Raw genomic sequence first — 19,102 nt, forward strand, 5'->3', positions numbered from 1 at the left:
TTTTAAAGTTGTATTGCCTTTAACGGCATTTGTTGTATTAAATTTTGCGCAAAGATGCGTGTTTCTTTATCAGTATTCAAATAGTCGGTTAAGGTAGGCTGTTCTAAGTAGTTCATTTGCTGCATACATTCTTCAATAACACTGCTCATACCTAAGAAACTGATAGTGCGGTTTAAGAAACCGGCAACCGCCACTTCATTGGCTGCATTGATGATGCAGGGCATATTGCCGCCTTGCTTTAACGCCGCAAATGCTAAACCAAGATTACGAAAAGTATCAAGATCTGGTTTTTCAAATGTTAAATTAGGGTAGCTGGTAAAGTCAAAGCGCTTAAAGTTGGTCTGTATGCGGTTTGGGTAGGTCAATGCGTATTGTATAGGTAGTTTCATATCAGGCAGCCCCATTTGAGCTTTGATAGAACCATCGTTAAACTGTACCAGGGAATGTACAATAGATTGCGGATGAACAATTACCTCAACCTGGTCGGCGGTTACATCAAACAACCATTTGGCCTCTATCACCTCTAAGCCCTTATTCATGAGCGAGGCTGAATCAATAGTGATCTTGGCGCCCATTACCCAGTTAGGGTGTTTCAGCGCATCCTCGCGGGTTACGCCGGCCAAAAAATCAAGGCTGCGGCCGCGGAAGGGACCGCCGGAAGCGGTGAGTATTACTTTTTCAATTTTGTTATTATGTTCACCGGCAAGGCATTGAAATATAGCCGAGTGTTCTGAATCGACAGGTAAAATTTTAATTCCATGTTGTTTAGCCAGTCCGGTTATCAGCTCACCCGCTACTACAAGGGTTTCCTTGTTGGCCAAAGCTATATCTTTACCCGCTTTAATGGCGGCTATAGTAGGTTCAAGCCCCGCAAAGCCAACCATAGCGGTAAGTACCACATCAATATCCGGATGGGTTATATGGTCAATAATGGCCTGGTGACCGGCAAGCACTTTTACAGGTAAATGAGCCAGGGCTTCTTTCACCCGCAGGTATTTACTCTCGTCGCATATAATGGCATACTCAGGCTTAAATTCAATAGCCTGATTGATGAGCAAATCGGCATTAGAGTGTGCGGTAAGTAAAAATGCCCTGAACAGGTTGGTATTACCCCTTACTACTTCCAGTGTTTGTGTACCTATGCTGCCTGTGGAGCCAAGAATGGCAATGTTTTTTATATGATTAGTCAATGATCGTATTGTTTCAATTAGTTAAATAAAACAAACGGGGTATTTGCGACCACGCTTATCTTAATCATGTCAAAGTTACTTATTATTAGTGTATTCCTTTAATACATCTGCTATCTTCCTGTCGTTTGCCAGCCGCGGAACCTTATTTTGTCCGCCAAGTTTACCCTGTGAACGCATGTAATTTATAAACGCATCCTTTTGCATGCTTTGGATGATCAAAGGTTGCAGAATGTTACCTTCAATGAGGTCAAAATAGTAAATATTTTTCTTTTGCAGCGCTTTATCTACTTTGAATGCGAAACCCTGTAAATTGGCCGGCGCCGAACCAAATTCAATAAACCATTCGTGGTAGGGGAGCTGTCCGGCGGGCGGGTTTACCTGTGGCGCCACGGTGAATTCTATCACGTCAACCCCTTCTTCTTTGGCCACACTCATTAAAGCCTGTTCTACCTCTTCGCCAATTACGTGCTCGCCAAAGGCCGATATGTAATGCTTGATGCGGCCCGTCACCACAATCTTATAAGGGTTTTTTGAAATAAATTTGATGGTATCACCCAAGCTGTAACCCCACAAGCCTGCGCTGGTATTCATAATAAGCGCGTAATTTTTGTCGAGCTCTACATCTTTAAGATTGATGCGCGTGGGCGATTCATTAAAATATTCTTCGGAGGGGATAAACTCATAAAATATACCCGAATTTACCAGGAGCAACAATCCTTTTTCTTTTTGCGAATCCTGGAAAGCTATAAACCCTTCGGATGCAGGGTAGGTTTCAATAGAATCAATGTTAAACCCTATGCTCTCTTCCATACGGGCGCGGTATGGTTCGTAATTTACGCCTCCGTGTACATATAGCTTAAAATTGGGGAATATATCCTTTATTGGTTTGCCACCAGCCTTGGCCGATAACCTGTCGAAATACATCTGGCACCAGGGCGGTATGCCAGATATAAGGCGCATATCTTCCTTAAAAGTTTCTTCGACAATGGCATCAACCTTTTGCTCCCAGTCTTCAATACAATTGGTATCATAGCTGGGCAGGCGGTTTTTTTGCAGATAGGCAGGCACATGATGCGCTACTATACCCGACAGCCTGCCTGTTGAAATACCGTGCTTTTCAGCAAGCACAGGGCTGCCTTGTAAAAATATCATTTTGCCATCAACAAAACCGGTATTGCCTGTTTCATGAATATAGCTGAGCAGGGCGTTGCGGGCGGCCTTAATGTGCTCGGGCATACTCTCTTTTGAGATGGGAATGTATTTTACGCCCGAGGTAGTGCCCGATGTTTTGGCCAGGTAAGCCGGTTTGCCCGGCCATAATACATTTTCTTCGCCGTTTACAACCCTGTCAATATAAGGGCGCAGGTCCTCGTAATCATGTACCGGAACGTTTCGTTTAAAATCTTCGTAGTTATTGATCTGGTCGAACTGGTGTTCGCGGCCAAAGGAAGTATTTTTAGCAGCGTGAACAAGATCGGTAAAGGTTTTTTGCTGAAGCGCGACGGCGTTTTTTCGTATCTGGTTAAGCTCCCGGTTTACCAGGGCCGCAAACACTTTGCTTAATGCAGACTTTAATCCCATTGGTTAATTCGTTTCGGCAATATCATCGTCAACATCCAGGTGACTATAAACCAGTTTACGATAAGTAACCATAATGATTACCTGTATAAATGGAAACGTGAGGATAAACCAGCAATAAAATGCCAGCCTGAACATAAATCCTCCGTTGTCATCATCCAGCCCAAAAAAATGCATAACAGCAATTACAGGTATCAGCGCCAGCGCCAAAATGGCAATAATGATAATAAATATGCTCAGTGTTTTAAAAAAGTTATCCTTGGTTATTTCAAAGCTTTGCTTTAGCGATTCCCATGGTGAGGAGGCGTCGTCAACTATAAAACAAATGCAGAATATGCAGCGCAAGCCTATGTAAAGTACAAATAACAATTCCAGTATTTCAAAAACGCGGGGGTAGCCCAGGTAACGTTCGGCTGCCACATACAGGAAAAACAATAACAGAAATAAAACACCCAGTAATAACCCTATAACAATGAAATTGAACGCCATTTTAAATGACGGTATGATGTCTTTAAATTCAAATTCATAATATGCCCTATCCATCAGGGTTAGTATCAACTTGTAAAAACTTAGTCCGATATAGGCCTGTACCAACATTTGTAATAAAATAATGATAAGACGACTTACTATGTCATCATCAATTAATATAAATGCCTTAAGGAAATCAACAAATTCATAAATAAACAAGGATATCACCGAGTAAACTACCAGGGGCACAAAGTTTCTTTTCAATACATTCCATGCAGTTTTAATGGTTTCTGCAACAGAAAAAGGGTGGTACATAGGTTCTTATGATCTGTTAAAAATTACTCGCTTCCAAAAATCCTGCATAAATCCTATGCCATAGGCAATAAGCTGTGTCAAGGCCGCTATAATGCTCAAAAATGCAATTTTTGCTGATTTATTTTTCAACCACGCGTGAAAAAATATTAACAAAATGTAAACCGCCAGCAAAAGGTTAAATAATTTGCTTATTTGCCAGCCAAACAAATTGGTTATAAAGGTGAGCAGCACAAACATGGTAAACGCCGCAGGGAAAAAATGCACCATCTTTAATTCTTTTGGGAAAAACTTATAGATGTTGATACGTGCCCTTCCAAAAAAATGGAGCTGTTTGTAAAACTGCGAAAAATTGGTTCTCCTTTTATGATAAACAACGGCATCAGGTATCAGGCCTATTTTAAAGCCCATCGAGTGGATGCGGATACTATATTCAATATCCTCGCCCAGGCGGGTAATGATAAAGCCGCCAGCTTTTTCCCACACTTGCCTTGACACACCCATGTTAAAACTGCGCGGGTGAAACTGCCCAATAGCCTTTTTGTTGCCGCGTATACCCCCGGTTGTAAAAGGGGAGGTCATGGAATAACTGATGGCCTTTTGAGTTGGTGTAAATGAGGCATGTGCGCCATCGGGGCCACCATAAGCATCGAGGTAGTTGGTGGCTAATGAATTATTTACAATTTCGAGATAGTTGGCCGGTATCAGGCAATCGGAATCAAAAATGATAAAGTAATCGCCTTTGGCACGTTCAAAGCCAAAATTGCGGGTAAATCCCTGGCCCTCGTTGGGTTTTTTAAAATAACGAAGCTGCAGTTGGCCGGCAAAGCTGTTTACAATAGCTTCGGCGTCGTTAACAGAACCATCTTCAATTACCAATACCTCAAAATCCCTGTAGGTTTGCAGTACAAGGGTTTCCAGCAGTTCTTTAATTTCCTGTGGGCGGTTGTATAATGGAATAATGATGGAAAAAAACATGTGCTAAATTAGAATCAAGAGATTAGAACCAAGATATAAGATAAAAGTCACTCTCTTGACTCTTGTATCTCGGTTCTTGTTTCTCAAATTATATAATCTCCTCAACCTGGTAGTTATTGCGTTCGCTGGCGCTTCTTGACACCAGTTCGGCAACAAAGCCGGTTAAAAACAGCTGCGAACCAACAATTATGGCTACCAGTGCAATGTAAAACAATGGGTTATCGGTTGGTTGCCGTACCGTTATACCATGAGCCAGGTTATACAGTTTATCGGCTATGATCCATATAGCTATCACCATACCGGCCAGAAAACTCAGGGTACCCATAGTGCCAAAAAAGTGCATGGGCCGCTTACCAAACTTGCCAACAAAAAATATCGATAAAAGATCCAGAAAACCGTTGACAAAGCGGCTCATACCAAATTTGGTTTTGCCGTACTTACGTGCCCGGTGCTCAACTACCTGTTCGCCAATTTTGCTGAACCCGGCCCATTTGGCCAGTACGGGTATGTAGCGGTGCATTTCGCCGTAAACCTCAATGTTTTTAACTACCGTTTTTCGGTAAGCTTTTAAACCGCAATTAAAATCATGCAGATTATTAATACCGCTCATTTTACGCGTGGCAAAATTGAACAGTTTGGTAGGTATGGTTTTGCTCAGTGGGTCATACCGTTTAGCTTTCCAGCCCGATATGAGGTCATATTGTTCTTCGGTAACGCGGCGGTAAAGTTCAGGAATTTCGTCGGGGCTGTCTTGCAGGTCAGCATCCATGGTAATAACCACATTGCCGTTTGCAGCTGCAAATCCGGTATTCAAAGCTGCCGATTTACCATAATTACGCCTGAACTTGATGCCTTTAATAAAGGGATTGTTCAACTGCAGCTTCCTGATCATTTCCCATGAACCATCTTTACTGCCATCATCAACAAGAATGATCTCGTAGGTAAAACGATGCTCGTCCATCACCCGGCTTATCCATGAGGTTAGCTCCGGTAATGATTCTATTTCGTTGTAAAGTGGTACTACTACTGATATATCCATTTATTAGGAATGTGATGTGGAACAGTGGTTTTGCATGCTCCTAATCATCCGCAAAAATATAAAAAATAGATAATGGTTTACATACTGTTTTTGTGGGACTGTTCTAAAACCTTCGCTAACATGCATCTTGTTTTAAATCTGCAAATATGGAATAATTGTGAAGTATTATTTGTTAAAATATGTTATTATGAGCATTATAACTTATCAGTGCAGACATAATTTTGATATATTGGCGTTCATAAAAGAATCAAGAAGATATTCATGAAGTTTTATAAGATAACACTTGCTATATTGCTGTGCATCATTGCTTGTACAGGATATGCTCAAAATGCCGGTCAGGCCGGAGCAAAGTATGATCAGCATAAGGTGTTTAGTCCGCTTTTTTACCCCGAAAAAGGCAATGAATTTCGCAATGCCGCGGGAGCGCCGGATGCAAAATACTGGCAAAATCGTGCCGATTATAAGCTAAATGTTACCCTTGATACTTCAAAACACCGGTTAGATGGCACCGCCATGATTACCTATACCAATAACAGTCCGGATGCCCTTGGCTTTTTATGGTTGCAAGTAGAACAGAATATTTATCGCGAAGATTCAAGAGCAGAAGCTACCAGCCCGATAACCGGAGGGCGGTTCAGCAATAAATCATATACCAAAGGCGATGAAATAAAGGCTATTTACGTCACCAATAAAGGTAAAACTGAAAAAGCTGATTATATAGTAACTGATACCCGCTTACAAATAAAGCTTAAAGATTCATTAAAGGCCGGAGGCAGCAAACTTCAAATAAAAATTGAGTACGGGTTTGATATTCCGCAATACGGAACCGATCGAATGGGGCGCCTGCTTACTAAAAACGGCTGGATATATGAAGTGGCACAATGGTACCCGCGTATGGAGGTTTATGATGATGTGACCGGGTGGAATACACTGCCATACCTTGGGGCAGGCGAATTTTACCTGGAATACGGCAACTTTGATTATACCATTACCGCACCGTCCAGTATGCTGGTTGTGGGATCGGGAGAGCTGGTTAATCCTAATGAATTGTATTCGGCAACAACAATAAATCGTTTGGCCGAGGCCCGTAAGAGTGATAAAACGGTGATGATTAAAGATTCGGCAGATATTATGTGGAATAATAATCGCCTGAAGAAGCCGTCACTTACCTGGCATTTTTTGTGTAAAAATGCGCGTGATGTATCCTGGGCAGCTTCAAAAGCCTTTATCTGGGATGCGGCCCGTATTAACTTATCGGGTGGTAAAAAGGCGCTTGCTCAATCTGTTTATCCGGTTGAGGGTAAGGGTAATGCGATGTGGGGGCGCTCAACTGAGTATGTGAAAGGGGCTATTGAATTATACTCAAATCAGTGGTTTGAATATACTTATCCTGTAGCTACCAATGTAGCAGGTACAGTTGGAGGTATGGAATATCCGGGTATTGTTTTTTGCGGTTTGGAAAATAAAGCCGGCGATTTGTGGGAAGTTACCAATCATGAGTTTGGGCATAACTGGTTCCCGATGATAGTGGGATCAAATGAACGAAAATATGCCTGGATGGATGAAGGCTTTAACACATTTTTGAATCGTGTAGATACTAAAGCATTTAATAAAGGTGAATATTATGTAAAACGGGACGAGCAAAAGGAAGCTCCCCTTTTATTTGGGCCTGATGCTGAACCTATAATGACCATTCCGGATGTGTTGCAGGCTGAATCTTTGGGAGGTGAGGCATATGATAAACCCGCCTTGGGCCTCACTATTTTACGAGAACAGATCCTGGGCGAACAGCGGTTTGATTATGCCTTTAAAACCTATATAAAACGCTGGGCATTTAAACATCCTACGCCCTGGGATTTTTTCCATACTATGGATAACGCCGCGGGAGAAGACCTGAGCTGGTTTTGGAACGAGTGGTTTTTTACCGACTGGAAATTAGATCAGGGGGTGAGGGGGATAAATTACCCTAATGGCGATGCCTCAAAAGGTGCGCTTATTACCCTCGAAAACCTGGAAGAAATGGCGTTGCCAGTAACTGTTCTCATTAAAGAAGAAAATGGTAAGATCGCTACTGTTAAACTTCCTGTCGAAATATGGCAACGGGGAGGAGTATGGACTTTTCCTTATAAATCTACCTCGCGTATTGTTTCGGCTACTATTGATCCCGATCACCTTTTACCCGATATAAATCCGGAAAATAATTCATTCAGCGGTTTGCCAATACCTGCGGGTACGACAACTGCTGGCGTAATAAAAACTTACATTGACGCTATTGGCGGCGCCGAAAAACTAAAAAATATAAAAGACCTGCAAGTATCATCGACAGGTGTGATACAAGGTTCGGAAGTGCAAATGGTTACGCGTTACAGGGTGCCGGATATGTATTTTCAACAAGTATCAGTTCCTTCTTATAACAACCTTGTAGTGAACCATATTTTGGTAAATGGAGATAATGTAAGTGCCCAGCAGCTTAACCGTGAACTGCCTTTAGATGATGTAAGTAAGAGATTACTAAAAATAAGAAGCAAGCCATTTCCGGAGCTCGACTATGAAAAAAATGGCTACCCCATGCAACTCGACTCAACGCTTAAAATTGTTAATGGCGACCTTGCTTATGAAATTGACGTTAATGTAGCCGATGGAGCTGTAGTAAAGAACTTTTATAACCAGAAAAACGGATTGAAGGTAAAACAGGTAATAGAAGGGCCAATAAATTCGGTAAATGAATGGAGTGATTATGAAGGTATAAACGGCGGTATTAAAATTCCTTTTTCAATTAAAACAACGTTACTTGGGCAAGCGGCCGAGTTTAAAGTTAAAGAAACGGCTGTGAATAGTAATATGACGGCTGGGGCATTTCAGTAGGACCTTACAACCAATAGCGTCATGCTGAACTTGTTTCAGTATCCCACTTGCAAAGTCAGCATTGTTTAAGCTTAGTACTTTGCTAATGAGATCCCGAAATAAATTCGGGATGACTTAGGAGAGGTTACACCAGTCCCAACGCCTCGCTTGTCCTGGCTCTTGTAGCTTCGCTTAATGCCGCATCATTGGATAATGACTGTCCGTATGATGGTATCATCTGCTTTAATTTTTCCTGCCAGTTGGTTGATTTTATATGGTTTTTGAAACAGCGTTCAATCAGGTGGATCATGATAGGAACAGATGTTGATGCGCCCGGCGAAGCTCCCAGCAATGCAGATATGCTACCATCGGATGAGGTTACTACTTCAGTACCAAATTCAAGCACACCACCATGTTTGGCGTCTTTTTTTATAACCTGTACACGCTGGCCGGCAATGTCCAAATCCCATTCACTTGCTTTTGCTGTTGGCATATACTCTTGTAGTGCCTTTAAACGGTCGGTAGGCGATTGCATTACCTGGCTGATAAGATATTTGGTTAGCGGCCAGTTGTCGCGTCCTACGGCCAATAATGGTAATATGTTGTTAAGCTTAATGGAGCAAAAGAGGTCAAGTAATGAACCTTTTTTCAGGAAACGGGTAGAGAAACCGGCATAAGGGCCAAAAAGTAATTCCCTTTTACCATTGATCATGCGGGTGTCCAAATGCGGAACCGACATTGGAGGAGATCCTACCGAGGCCTTGCCATAAACTTTAGCTTCATGACGTTTAATAACATCGGGGTTGTTGCATACCAGCCATTGCCCGCTTACCGGGAAACCGCCAAAGCCCTTGCTTTCCGGAATGCCCGATTTTTGCAAAAGGTGTAAAGCGCCGCCACCAGCACCAACAAAAACAAATTTGGCGTTTAACTTTCTTTTTTGGCCGGAAGCTTTATCCTTAACGGTTACCAGCCAGCTATTATCATTGTTGCGTTTCAGGTTGGTTACATCGTGGTTGATGTGCAGGTTTACACCGTTTTTTTGTTTTAATTGACTGAGCAAACTGCTGGTTAAACTGCCAAAGTTTACATCGGTACCCAGATCCATAAACGTAGCCGAAACTTTTTCGTTCTCATCACGGCCTTCCATTACTAACGGTATCCACTGCTGCAGTTGCGCACGGTCTTCAGAGTATTCCATCCCTTTGAAAAAGTGATGTTTGGTAAGTGCTTGCTGGCGTTTTTTTAAGTAATTTACATTTTCGGCACCCCAAACAAAGCTCATGTGCGGCACCTTGCGGATAAAACTTTGTGCCGATGGTATGTATTTTTGGTCGATAAGGTATGACCAGAATTCTTTTGATATTTCAAACTGCTCGGCAATTTTTATCGCTTTTTTTATTTCAACCGTACCATCCGGAAGCTCGGGCGTATAATTTAATTCGCAAAAGGCCGAGTGACCAGTACCCGCATTATTCATCGGGGCCGAGCTTTCGGCGGCAATAACATCAAGTCGTTCAAAAATTTCAATGGTTAAATCAGGTTGCAATTCCTTAAGCATTACCCCAAGCGTGGCGCTCATAATACCGGCACCAATTAAAACTACATCAACCGTTGTTCCTGAAACTTTATCGCTATTAGCCATCTTTTTATAGTATCCCGTAAGGGGGATGTGCAAATTAAATTATATCAGGTATAACCTGATTTTGGAAAAATTGTTATGATGATTAAGTCCTGCCGGATTGTTTTACAGCGGGGAAAATTAAATCAGGCAATTTTAAGAAATTTTATAGAAAAAGCTGTCTTTTCCTGTCCTCTAATTGCAATAAAAACCATGTTTAAATTTAAACAATCGTGATTTTTCCCCTCATGAAACCCAAATTGATCATATTTAACACAAAAAGCAGTCAATACTGTATAGTAAGAATATAATTAGTATAAACCTGCCATGAATATATTGAAACTTTGTGCCTGCATTGGCATTATAAGCATAACCTTGTTTGCCTGTGATCAGTCCAAACCAAAGCCGGTATCAAATGATATTTCAAAAACTGCTGTGCAAGTAGCCGGAAAAAAAGACAGCGTGATCAACAATCCGAGAAAAAATTATGGTATGGCTACCGTTGCGGACCCCTGTGTAAAATGCCTGTTACAGGTAATACAAACCAGCAAAAGCTATAAAGAAAACACAGCATCGGTATCGCCGCAAGACATAACCTATACAGTTAACTGGATCAAAGCTTCGGCCCCGGCCGAACCTGCTGATGGCACTACCACAACCAATGGTTTAAAGGTGGATGTGAGGGAAAATAACAATGGCGAAGAAAAAAAGCTGTGCTCATACCTTTATAATAACCAGAGTGGCTCCATGTATTTGCTTGATTCTCAAAATAAATACCAGCGGGAAGTATCAAGCGTAACACCCGAAATACTTAAAAAGATCAGGAACAGCTGCTATTGGGGTGTAGCATCAGCGAAGTGAGTGGTGAGTGGTGAGTAGTGAGTAGTGAGTAGTGAATAGTGAATAATAAAATTGGGAAACAAGTTAATCAAAATCCTGTGATCCCTTAATCCTGTGAATCAAGGTTCCGACAAAATCAACGAAATCAATCAATCACCCTCAATCAACGGTCAAAAAAATAGCGGTGAGTTTAACCCATCGCTATCAATATTTAAAATGCAAACTGCCTGCAGATAACTGCAAACCGCCCACTGCAAACTGTTAAGTAGTATAGCCCAGGATTTTCAGAACCTGCTTGCTGTTTTGCTCCTCACCGAATACTTCAAAGTTGAATGTCTCATCGCGGTTGCGGCGGATGATCACGTGTTTGGGAGATGGCAGTAAACAGTGGTGGATACCCCCGTAGCCGCTCAATACTTCCTGATAAGCTCCTGTATTAAAAAAGCCCAGGTATTGAACCTTACGGGTTTTAGGCATAAATACGCTGTTCATGTGTGCTTCCTGGTTGTAATAGTCCTGCCCGTCGCAGGTAATGCCGCCCAGGTTTACACGCTCGTATTCCGAATCCCAGTTATTAACCGGTAACAGAATGTATTTTTGGTTCAGTGCCCAAACATCGGGCAGGTTGGTGATAAATGAACCATCAAGCATCAGCCATCTTTCACGGTCATTTTGTTGCTTGCGGCCCAAAACCTTGTATAAAATGCCTGAAGCCTCAGCAACGGTATATTTACCAAATTCGGTAATAATATCCGGTTCAATGGTATCGTGTTCGGCGCAGATCTCTTTAATCCGACTTACAATTTCATTGATCATGTACTCATAATCAAAATCAAAAACCAACGAATCTTTAAACGGCATACCACCACCAATATCAAGCGTATCCAAAGCCGGGTTTACCTTTTTAAATTTACAGTAAAGCGTTACATATTTCTCCAGTTCGTTCCAGTAATATGGGGTATCGGATATACCGGAGTTGATAAAGAAGTGTAATAGTTTTACCTGGAAGTTAGGGTTCTCTTCTATCTTGTTATGATAGAAATCAATAACATCTTCCATACGCACACCTAAACGCGAGGTATAGAATTGCGAATCGGGCTGCTCTTCTGCTGCTATACGGATACCAAGGTTGCATGGGGTATCCATCTCAATCTCATCATCGTACAGGTTAAACTCCTCTTTATTGTCCAATACAGGGATGATGTTTTTAAAGCCATCATGCAGCATGTCAATAATATAGGTTTTATACTGGAACGTTTTAAAACCGTTGCAAATTACCGTAATATCTTTGTTAACAGCACCCTTTTTCTCCAGGGCGTCAATCATGGGCATATCAAATGCCGATGATGTTTCGAGATGGATCTCGTTACGGAGCGCCTCTTCAACAATATGCCTGAAATGCGAGCTTTTGGTACAGTAACAATATTTATAGCTGCCGCGATAATTGTTTTTGATAATAGCCTGCTGAAATAACAGCTTGGCCTGCTGTATCTTCTTGGTTATCATGGGTAAATAAGTGAAGCGCAGGGGAGTGCCGTACGTTTCAATCATCTCCATTAAATTAAGATCCTGAAAATATAGTTCGTCGTCGATGATCTCAAAACCATCCTGCGGAAAACCTACACTTAAATCAAGAAATTCCTGGTAACTCTGCATGCTTTAAAATTTTGGCAAAAATGTAATTTTTAAACGGAATTAATGGCCAAATGTTGGGATAAAATTTATAGTCTGAATGTAATTTATTTGTGGAGGGTTAGCGAGGTGGGTTTAAGTTAAGGAGATACAGCCTTGCTGTTATGCTGACAGGGGGCGCAGGAACAGTATTCTAAGATTGGATTGCTTATACATACTCTTAGTAATTATTACGCAATATAATTTAGAGGCATCCTTAAAGATGCCTTTTTTATTTATATTTATTTATAAATCAAATCCTTACCCCTATGTTTAACCTGCCATTTCCTACCGATAGCTTGTATAAATTTGCCTTTATGTTTGGCTTGGCTTTAATCGTTTTTGCTTTTTATTTCAGAGATACCCATTTAAACAGATACAATAAAACACAGCCTATATTTTCGATTGATTCGATATCTGAAGTGGACGAAGTGCAAAAAAAAGCGTTTGTTAAAGTTCTGAAATATATAGATTCGACAGAACTCAAAAATTTTACAAACAGTGGCTTGATGGATGAAAATGACTTTTTAATAATAGCTGACGAATTAAATCATAAAAAAGTAATAGATACTTTATCTAAAATAGAGGACATAGACATGTATTTTCATGGACTTTTGAAAAGAATTAAATCTCCCGATTACGTAATATCAAAACAAGGAGTGGCATCAAGTTTTTATATTAGAGAGTTATTATATATTAGAATGGATGCAATTGATAAAAAACATAAAAAGGAAATTGCCTATTATAATGACGTGAAGAAAGATGATAACAGCTCATTCCAATTTTTACTTACTTCTGGAATAGTTTTATTTATACTTGGGTCTTTAGGATGGTACTTTAATATACAGAGAATTCAGGATAAGTTGTTGAAGTTTCAGTTATCTGAAACCGAAATAAAAATCGTAGAATCTAAAGTTATTAAAACAAGGAAACATTTTGAACCTAAGATGTTGCCCAGACCAGAAGTTAGGAATGGAGTATAAGTAATAACATAGTAACTTCGAAGCATTTTTATTAAATTGCTTACCTAAATTCTTATCATGAATAATATTTGGTTAACGGGTTGGTTAGCAATAGCACCAATTATAGTTGGCTTTATTAATGGTTGGATCTCTTATCGAACAAAAGATGTTTTCGACAAAGAACTTAGTAAGCTTCAAGCAGAGGAATTACTAAACTTAAATGTTTGATTATCAAATGTTCATGAATGTTCACGCTGTTCACCGGGGCGTGAACATGAACATCGTGAGCATTTTCATCTATTTCCCCACCGGCAAATGCACCTCCGCCATCATGCACCTGGCGCTGCCGCCGCCATTGGTTTCAATGGTGTTGATATCAGCATACACCAGTTTGCCGTATTTTTGGAGGGCCAATCTCTGTTCTTCATCCAGGGCCTGGTAAGCATTTTGCGACATCACAATCAGGGTTTCGCCTTTATTGCTTTTCACTTCCAGCATATTGCCTGCAAAGCGGTTCATCTGATCAAAGCTGATGGTGATCACTTCTTTCCGGGTTGATCTTAACGACTCCAGAACCACTACCTTTTCATGCGGATTTGGGATACTATCTGCACAAATTACCGCGAACCCGCTGCCTATACACATCAGTACGTTGGTATGGTATATGGCTTTGCCATTGGCTTCGGCAGCTTCAAAACTGATGATTTTATAACCGGCCTGTTCACCAAACAATTTTAGTACTTCCTGATCTGTACGGGGCGAAAGACCGGCGTAGGCTATTTTGTTCTCTCTGTCGAGTACCATGCTACCTGTGCCTTCCAGGAACTTATTTTCTGCTTCAAAGCGGCTCAGGTCAATTACATGGGCAACTTTAAAACTATCTTCCAGCTTGCTGATGATATCCTCGCGGCGTTCCAGCCTGCGGTTCTCGGCCTGCATGGGATACAGGAAAACATTACCATCGGCATGGAATGATACCCAGTTGTTAGGGAAAATAGAGTCGGGGGTATGCGGCTGCGGTGTATCATCAATTACGGTAACACTTACACCATTTTCTTTTAAAGTATTCACAAAACCGTTAAACTCGGCCAGTGCCTTATCCTGAACGGCTTGCTGGTCGGCATCGCGGTTCTGAAACGCGTTACTATCTGCAGTTTGCTCGTTAAACCCGAAACTTACCGGCCGTATCATTAATATGCTATTGGTTGATTGCATAGTGCAATATGTAATTTTTAGATTGTAACAGCAATAATTGTAATTTGTTGTCAGTCTGCTTTGTAATCTAATATATCGCCGGGTTTACACTTCAATTCACGGCAAAGCGCTTCGAGCGTGTCAAATCGTACTCCCTTTACTTTGCCAGTTTTGAGCAGCGAAAGATTGGTCATGCTGATATCCAGACGTTCGGCAAGTTCTTTTAATGACATCTTGTTTTTCGCCATTTCTACATCAAGGTTTACTATGATAGCCATTATACAAACTCTCCATTTTCTTTTTGAAGTTCAAAACCATACCTAAATATATCAGCCATAATATAAATCACAGCACCCAAAATCAGGCCTGTAAAACTTTCCGACCATACCATCTGCCCGTAATCTTTAACGTAGCTCCTTAATAATATTGAAGTACTTATGCCCTGCAAAATATGTAGCAGCGTTAAGGAGGCGAAGCACAGAGCCGTTATGCGCAGCCTTTTGATATTATCATATTTAAACGGCATATCTTGTTTTATACTTTCAAAAAACTTACGTAGCTGGTATACGATAATCATAACTAATACCTCAAATAATATAAGAAAGAAATAGGCGGTAACTATTTGGCCAACTGTATTTCTCACCTGCATTTTCAGCATACCCTGGTCGCTTTGTACAGTAACAGGACCTGTATCAGGTATTAACGGAACGAGTTTAATAACCTCCGGATGAGTGGGATATTTAACAGGCGTGCTAAAATCAACAGCATCGGCTGTAATAAATTTCCATGTTAACAGAGAGAAAGCGATGATTATTAAAACGATGTTAACATACCACAATATGCTCAGTATAACCCTCACAGTGTTTAAAAGCCATTTCGAATTAGTTTTCATGTCTGTATTGTTTAGTAATACAAACATAAATATATATCAGGCATAAAACAAAAAATATTTTATGTTTTACATAAAATATTTTTTGTTTTATGCTATACAACCTTTTCTCTCAATAGCGGCATGCTCATACAATGAAAACCACCACGGGCCCTTGAAAGTTCTGCCGAAGGCATTAAAATTAAGGTATCGGTCATTTCTTGCGGATCAAGCTCGCCGGTTTCAAATTTCTGAAGCAATTCGTTCACCCTGATGATAGCAAAGCCGTTTTGTTTAAAGGCCTCTACCGTTTTATCGTTGCGGTCGTAACCCAAAACAACACCCTCTTTTATAGCCAGCAGATTACAGGAGTCTGTCCATTGTTCGCGTGCATCAAAGGGGAAGGTGCTATTACCCGAATAAATGAATTTCGTTTTGGTTTTGCTTTGCAGATCATTCTCGCTGATATCGGCCAGGAGGTCCTCAATACAGCCAAACAGACGGGGCTTTTTATCTTTCTCAAACTGCACAATTTCGGCCCTGTCTTTTTGTTTTTTATCAGCGAACCACGATATAGGCTCCTGTTCTTCCAGTGGTGCTTCACCTACAGCCAATGAGCGCAGTAGTACCCAGGTATCACGTTTCACTTGTGTAAACACAGTATCGATGTGCATGTAATCGCGCTTATGCGGAATTTTTACAACAGTTACTTTTTTTACCACATCGTTATCAAACAATAATTTAATAGCTTCATTTGCACCGCTGATAGAGGTACGTTCACTGCAACCTATAATTAAATGCTGCGGACTCACCATCATTACGTCGCCGCCTTCCAGCGTCGTTTTTTCCAGACTGTCTTCGCCCGGGCGTAAAAAATGCTGAGCGGTTTCGGGTATTTCGAGTATATTATTGCTGTACGCAGCGAACAATGGGTGGTTGAAAAATATGTACCGGGCCAGTAGGGTTTCGCGGAAACGGGCCTTTTTAGCAGGTTTGTTGAGCAGCATGTGGTTGTTCACCGCAATGCCAATGTCCCTCGAAAAAATAAGGTTTGGTATAGGGGCAAATATCATTTCCTCATTATTTAAGGACCCTGATATGAATATTTTAGCCAGTTCAACCGGGTCGGTATTAATGAGTTGTTCCTGCAAGCGGTAGTTGCAGCTTTCAATAGCGCAAACTGAGGCTGTCAGTTTTTCGCGGATATCATACTGCTGTAAAATATCGGCCAGCAGAGTTTGTATCTCAATTACCTTGTTAGAGGAATGAAAGGCTATATTATCAGGTTTAAAAAACAAGCGGTCGGCATCATCATCTATCTGCTGTAATTTGCCCTTTATTTTATCAGGATCTAAAAAATAGAGCAGGAGTTTTACGTAATAATCATACTCGTTTTTACGCATGGTATCCAGGTGTACAATATCTTCAAAAAGCCAGTCCTGGGCTTTTGAAGGTACAACTTTACCCAGACCACTGTCGGGACTGTGGATCAGTAGACTGCGCAAGCTGCCAATTTCGGATGTTACATCTATCTTAAAATCGTTGTTGGTTAATATCATAAGGGGTTATAAGTACAACAAATCTATTCAGAATAATCAACATTTTATTATAGCCGGGATATTGGCAATTTAATTAATTTTGCCGCATGGATTTTATTATTGATGCGGCTGTTAAAGCGATAAAACATCTGTACCAAACTGATGTAGCCCCAGCCGCTATAAGTTTACAGGAAACCCGGAAAGAATTTGAAGGGCAAATTACCATAGTAACCTTTCCGTTCACCAAGTTCTCGCGCAAAGGGCCGGAACAAACCGGTACCGAAATAGGGGAGTTCCTGAAAAATGAATTGAAAGAGATAGCCTCATTTAATGTGATAAAGGGTTTTCTCAATATCTCTATAAGCGACGAATACTGGATCAGTCAATTATATAACGTTGTACTGCCTGATAATTTTGCAGTAGCAAAACCAAATGGGCAAAAAGTGATGGTAGAATATTCATCACCAAATACCAATAAGCCGTTGCACCTCGGGCATATCCGCAACAACCTGTTAGGTTATTCCGTTGCACAAATATTGGATGCTGCTGGTTATGAGGTAGTGAAAGCCAATTTGGTTAATGACCGCGGTATACACATCTGCAAATCTATGTTGGCCTGGCAAATGTTTGGTAATGGCGAAACGCCTGCGTCATCGGGCTTAAAAGGCGATCATTTGGTAGGTAAGTATTATGTACTGTTTGATAAAGCTTATAAAACGCAGATTGATGAACTCAAAGTCGAAGGTCAAAGTGAGGAAGAAGCTAAAAAGAATGCTCCCGTTATAAAAGAGGCACAGCAAATGCTGCAAAAGTGGGAAGCCGGTGATGCAGAAGTGATTGGCTTGTGGAAAACCATGAACGAGTGGGTTTATGCAGGTTTCGCCGAAACTTATAAGCAGTTAGGCGTTGATTTTGATAAATACTACTACGAGTCAAATACCTATCTTTTAGGGAAAGACATCATAGAAGAAGGCCTTGAGAAAGGCGTGTTTTTCAAAAAGCCGGATGGTTCCGTATGGATTGACCTTACAGCCGACGGACTTGATGAAAAACTGGTGCTAAGGTCAGATGGTACATCAGTTTATATCACCCAGGATATGGGTACCGCCCAGCTAAAATATAACGACTATCACATGGATAAATCCATTTATGTGGTAGGTAACGAGCAGGATTATCACTTTAAAGTGCTTTTCCTGATACTGCGGAAGCTGGGCAAGGCTGGTGCCGATGGTTTGTTCCATTTATCATATGGCATGGTTGATTTGCCATCGGGTAAAATGAAATCGCGCGAGGGTACGGTTGTAGATGCCGATGATTTGATGGAAGAGATGAACGCAACTGCTAAAGAACAAACTGAGGCCATGGGCAAGGTTGATAATTTTAGCGAAGAATATAAATTGCAACTTTACCATACTATAGGTATGGGTGCGCTTAAATATTTCCTGCTGAAAGTTGATCCCAAGAAACGCCTGTTGTTTGACCCTAATGAGTCGGTTGATTTTCAGGGACATACCGGACCGTTCATTCAATATACCCATGCCCGTATTAAATCGGTACTAAGCAGGGCTGATTACCAGGTGAACAATAACATAGAAATAACTGAACTTGCCGCGGTTGAGCGTGATCTGATTGTGCTGTTAACCCAATTCCCGGATATTATACGTGCGGCAGCAAATGATTACAGTCCGGCAGTTATAGCCAATTATGTATATGAACTGGCCAAAGCATACAATAAATTCTATCACGAAAAGTCAATATTGCAGGCTGAGGATGAAATATCCAAACAATTCAGGTTGCAGTTGTCGGCATCATCGGCCAAAGTGATCAGCAAGGCCATGAACCTGCTGGGCATTGATGTGCCGGAAAGGATGTGAGCCCCCAGCCCCTGAAGGGGGACTTTTGATTTGCAAATGTGCAGATATTAAAACAACAAAGCCCAGTTTCTGGAAAGAGCCGGGCTTTGTTGTTGAATTAGATTTTAAAAACTCCCCTTAGGGGT

The 19,102-nt window shown here is 41.1% G+C and carries 16 protein-coding genes; 5 read left to right on the top strand and 11 right to left on the bottom strand.

Annotated elements, in window-relative coordinates:
• Window positions 1-2: 2 nt before the first annotated feature.
• The 5 genes from SNE25_RS15095 to SNE25_RS15115 all read right to left on the bottom strand — a co-directional run bounded on the left by SNE25_RS15095 (window position 3) and on the right by SNE25_RS15115 (window position 5,565).
• Window positions 3-1,190: a 1-deoxy-D-xylulose-5-phosphate reductoisomerase gene (locus tag SNE25_RS15095; RefSeq protein WP_321565935.1), complete on the bottom strand. Its 1,188-nt coding sequence runs from the start codon at window positions 1,188-1,190 to the stop codon at window positions 3-5.
• 75 nt (window positions 1,191-1,265) lie between these two features.
• A complete protein-coding gene (locus SNE25_RS15100; protein WP_321565936.1) occupies window positions 1,266-2,771 on the bottom strand; it encodes a GH3 auxin-responsive promoter family protein in 1,506 nt (501 codons plus the stop codon).
• A gap of 3 nt (window positions 2,772-2,774) precedes the next feature.
• Window positions 2,775-3,551, bottom strand: a complete 777-nt coding sequence (locus SNE25_RS15105) for a glycerophosphoryl diester phosphodiesterase membrane domain-containing protein (protein WP_321565937.1) — start codon at window positions 3,549-3,551, stop codon at window positions 2,775-2,777.
• A 6-nt stretch (window positions 3,552-3,557) separates the two neighbouring features.
• The gene (locus SNE25_RS15110; protein WP_321565938.1) at window positions 3,558-4,526 is read right to left on the bottom strand and encodes a glycosyltransferase; all 969 of its coding nucleotides are present in this window, start codon (window positions 4,524-4,526) and stop codon (window positions 3,558-3,560) included.
• An 88-nt stretch (window positions 4,527-4,614) separates the two neighbouring features.
• Window positions 4,615-5,565, bottom strand: a complete 951-nt coding sequence (locus tag SNE25_RS15115) for a glycosyltransferase family 2 protein (protein WP_321565939.1) — start codon at window positions 5,563-5,565, stop codon at window positions 4,615-4,617.
• 261 nt (window positions 5,566-5,826) lie between these two features.
• Between SNE25_RS15115 and SNE25_RS15120 the strand changes: the two genes are divergently transcribed.
• Window positions 5,827-8,430: a M1 family metallopeptidase gene (locus tag SNE25_RS15120; protein WP_321565940.1), complete on the top strand. Its 2,604-nt coding sequence runs from the start codon at window positions 5,827-5,829 to the stop codon at window positions 8,428-8,430.
• Between the two features lie 124 nt (window positions 8,431-8,554).
• Here the strand turns inward: SNE25_RS15120 and SNE25_RS15125 are convergent, their stop codons facing one another.
• Window positions 8,555-10,054, bottom strand: a complete 1,500-nt coding sequence (locus tag SNE25_RS15125; RefSeq protein WP_321565941.1) for a malate:quinone oxidoreductase — start codon at window positions 10,052-10,054, stop codon at window positions 8,555-8,557.
• Window positions 10,055-10,357: 303 nt separating this feature from the next.
• On the opposite strand from SNE25_RS15125, the gene SNE25_RS15130 reads away from it, so the two are divergent.
• Complete coding sequence (locus SNE25_RS15130) at window positions 10,358-10,891, top strand: hypothetical protein (RefSeq protein ID WP_321565942.1); 534 nt, start codon at window positions 10,358-10,360, stop codon at window positions 10,889-10,891.
• 240 nt (window positions 10,892-11,131) lie between these two features.
• Here SNE25_RS15130 and SNE25_RS15135 read toward each other — a convergent pair whose 3' ends face one another.
• Window positions 11,132-12,526: an arginine decarboxylase gene (locus tag SNE25_RS15135; RefSeq protein ID WP_321565943.1), complete on the bottom strand. Its 1,395-nt coding sequence runs from the start codon at window positions 12,524-12,526 to the stop codon at window positions 11,132-11,134.
• A 284-nt stretch (window positions 12,527-12,810) separates the two neighbouring features.
• Here SNE25_RS15135 and SNE25_RS15140 point away from each other — a divergent pair, with 284 nt between their 5' ends.
• Window positions 12,811-13,524 carry a hypothetical protein gene (locus SNE25_RS15140; RefSeq protein ID WP_321565944.1) on the top strand — a complete coding sequence of 238 codons (714 nt, stop codon included), beginning with the start codon at window positions 12,811-12,813 and terminating at the stop codon, window positions 13,522-13,524.
• A gap of 57 nt (window positions 13,525-13,581) precedes the next feature.
• The gene (locus SNE25_RS15145) at window positions 13,582-13,731 is read left to right on the top strand and encodes a hypothetical protein (RefSeq protein ID WP_321565945.1); all 150 of its coding nucleotides are present in this window, start codon (window positions 13,582-13,584) and stop codon (window positions 13,729-13,731) included.
• A 69-nt stretch (window positions 13,732-13,800) separates the two neighbouring features.
• Here SNE25_RS15145 and ctlX read toward each other — a convergent pair whose 3' ends face one another.
• The 4 genes from ctlX to SNE25_RS15165 form a co-directional block, all read right to left on the bottom strand.
• A complete protein-coding gene (ctlX, locus tag SNE25_RS15150) occupies window positions 13,801-14,718 on the bottom strand; it encodes a citrulline utilization hydrolase CtlX (RefSeq protein ID WP_321565946.1) in 918 nt (305 codons plus the stop codon).
• A gap of 50 nt (window positions 14,719-14,768) precedes the next feature.
• Complete coding sequence (locus SNE25_RS15155) at window positions 14,769-14,975, bottom strand: helix-turn-helix domain-containing protein (RefSeq protein ID WP_321565947.1); 207 nt, start codon at window positions 14,973-14,975, stop codon at window positions 14,769-14,771.
• A complete protein-coding gene (locus tag SNE25_RS15160; RefSeq protein ID WP_321565948.1) occupies window positions 14,975-15,589 on the bottom strand; it encodes a DUF2975 domain-containing protein in 615 nt (204 codons plus the stop codon). Before SNE25_RS15160 ends, SNE25_RS15155 begins: the two co-directional genes overlap by 1 nt.
• Window positions 15,590-15,681: 92 nt before the next feature.
• Entirely contained in the window at window positions 15,682-17,124 is a 1,443-nt protein-coding gene (locus tag SNE25_RS15165; RefSeq protein WP_321565949.1) for an arginine deiminase family protein, read from the bottom strand.
• Between the two features lie 86 nt (window positions 17,125-17,210).
• On the opposite strand from SNE25_RS15165, the gene argS reads away from it, so the two are divergent.
• Entirely contained in the window at window positions 17,211-18,977 is a 1,767-nt protein-coding gene (argS, locus tag SNE25_RS15170; RefSeq protein ID WP_321565950.1) for an arginine--tRNA ligase, read from the top strand.
• Window positions 18,978-19,102 lie beyond the last annotated feature (125 nt).

This window comes from Mucilaginibacter sabulilitoris (genome assembly GCF_034262375.1).
Lineage (GTDB): Bacteria > Bacteroidota > Bacteroidia > Sphingobacteriales > Sphingobacteriaceae > Mucilaginibacter > Mucilaginibacter sabulilitoris.

What these genes read in the sequence shown, in the direction of transcription:
- argS (WP_321565950.1), top strand. Translation starts at nt 17,211, where the DNA reads ATGGATTTTATTATTGATGCGGCTGTTAAAGCGATAAAACATCTGTAC.
- SNE25_RS15100 (WP_321565936.1), bottom strand. Translation starts at nt 2,771, where the DNA reads ATGGGATTAAAGTCTGCATTAAGCAAAGTGTTTGCGGCCCTGGTAAAC.
- SNE25_RS15145 (WP_321565945.1), top strand. Translation starts at nt 13,582, where the DNA reads ATGAATAATATTTGGTTAACGGGTTGGTTAGCAATAGCACCAATTATA.
- SNE25_RS15155 (WP_321565947.1), bottom strand. Translation starts at nt 14,975, where the DNA reads ATGGCTATCATAGTAAACCTTGATGTAGAAATGGCGAAAAACAAGATG.
- SNE25_RS15165 (WP_321565949.1), bottom strand. Translation starts at nt 17,124, where the DNA reads ATGATATTAACCAACAACGATTTTAAGATAGATGTAACATCCGAAATT.
- ctlX (WP_321565946.1), bottom strand. Translation starts at nt 14,718, where the DNA reads ATGCAATCAACCAATAGCATATTAATGATACGGCCGGTAAGTTTCGGG.
- SNE25_RS15130 (WP_321565942.1), top strand. Translation starts at nt 10,358, where the DNA reads ATGAATATATTGAAACTTTGTGCCTGCATTGGCATTATAAGCATAACC.
- SNE25_RS15120 (WP_321565940.1), top strand. Translation starts at nt 5,827, where the DNA reads ATGAAGTTTTATAAGATAACACTTGCTATATTGCTGTGCATCATTGCT.
- SNE25_RS15135 (WP_321565943.1), bottom strand. Translation starts at nt 12,526, where the DNA reads ATGCAGAGTTACCAGGAATTTCTTGATTTAAGTGTAGGTTTTCCGCAG.
- SNE25_RS15105 (WP_321565937.1), bottom strand. Translation starts at nt 3,551, where the DNA reads ATGTACCACCCTTTTTCTGTTGCAGAAACCATTAAAACTGCATGGAAT.
- SNE25_RS15110 (WP_321565938.1), bottom strand. Translation starts at nt 4,526, where the DNA reads ATGTTTTTTTCCATCATTATTCCATTATACAACCGCCCACAGGAAATT.
- SNE25_RS15160 (WP_321565948.1), bottom strand. Translation starts at nt 15,589, where the DNA reads ATGAAAACTAATTCGAAATGGCTTTTAAACACTGTGAGGGTTATACTG.
- SNE25_RS15140 (WP_321565944.1), top strand. Translation starts at nt 12,811, where the DNA reads ATGTTTAACCTGCCATTTCCTACCGATAGCTTGTATAAATTTGCCTTT.
- SNE25_RS15115 (WP_321565939.1), bottom strand. Translation starts at nt 5,565, where the DNA reads ATGGATATATCAGTAGTAGTACCACTTTACAACGAAATAGAATCATTA.
- SNE25_RS15125 (WP_321565941.1), bottom strand. Translation starts at nt 10,054, where the DNA reads ATGGCTAATAGCGATAAAGTTTCAGGAACAACGGTTGATGTAGTTTTA.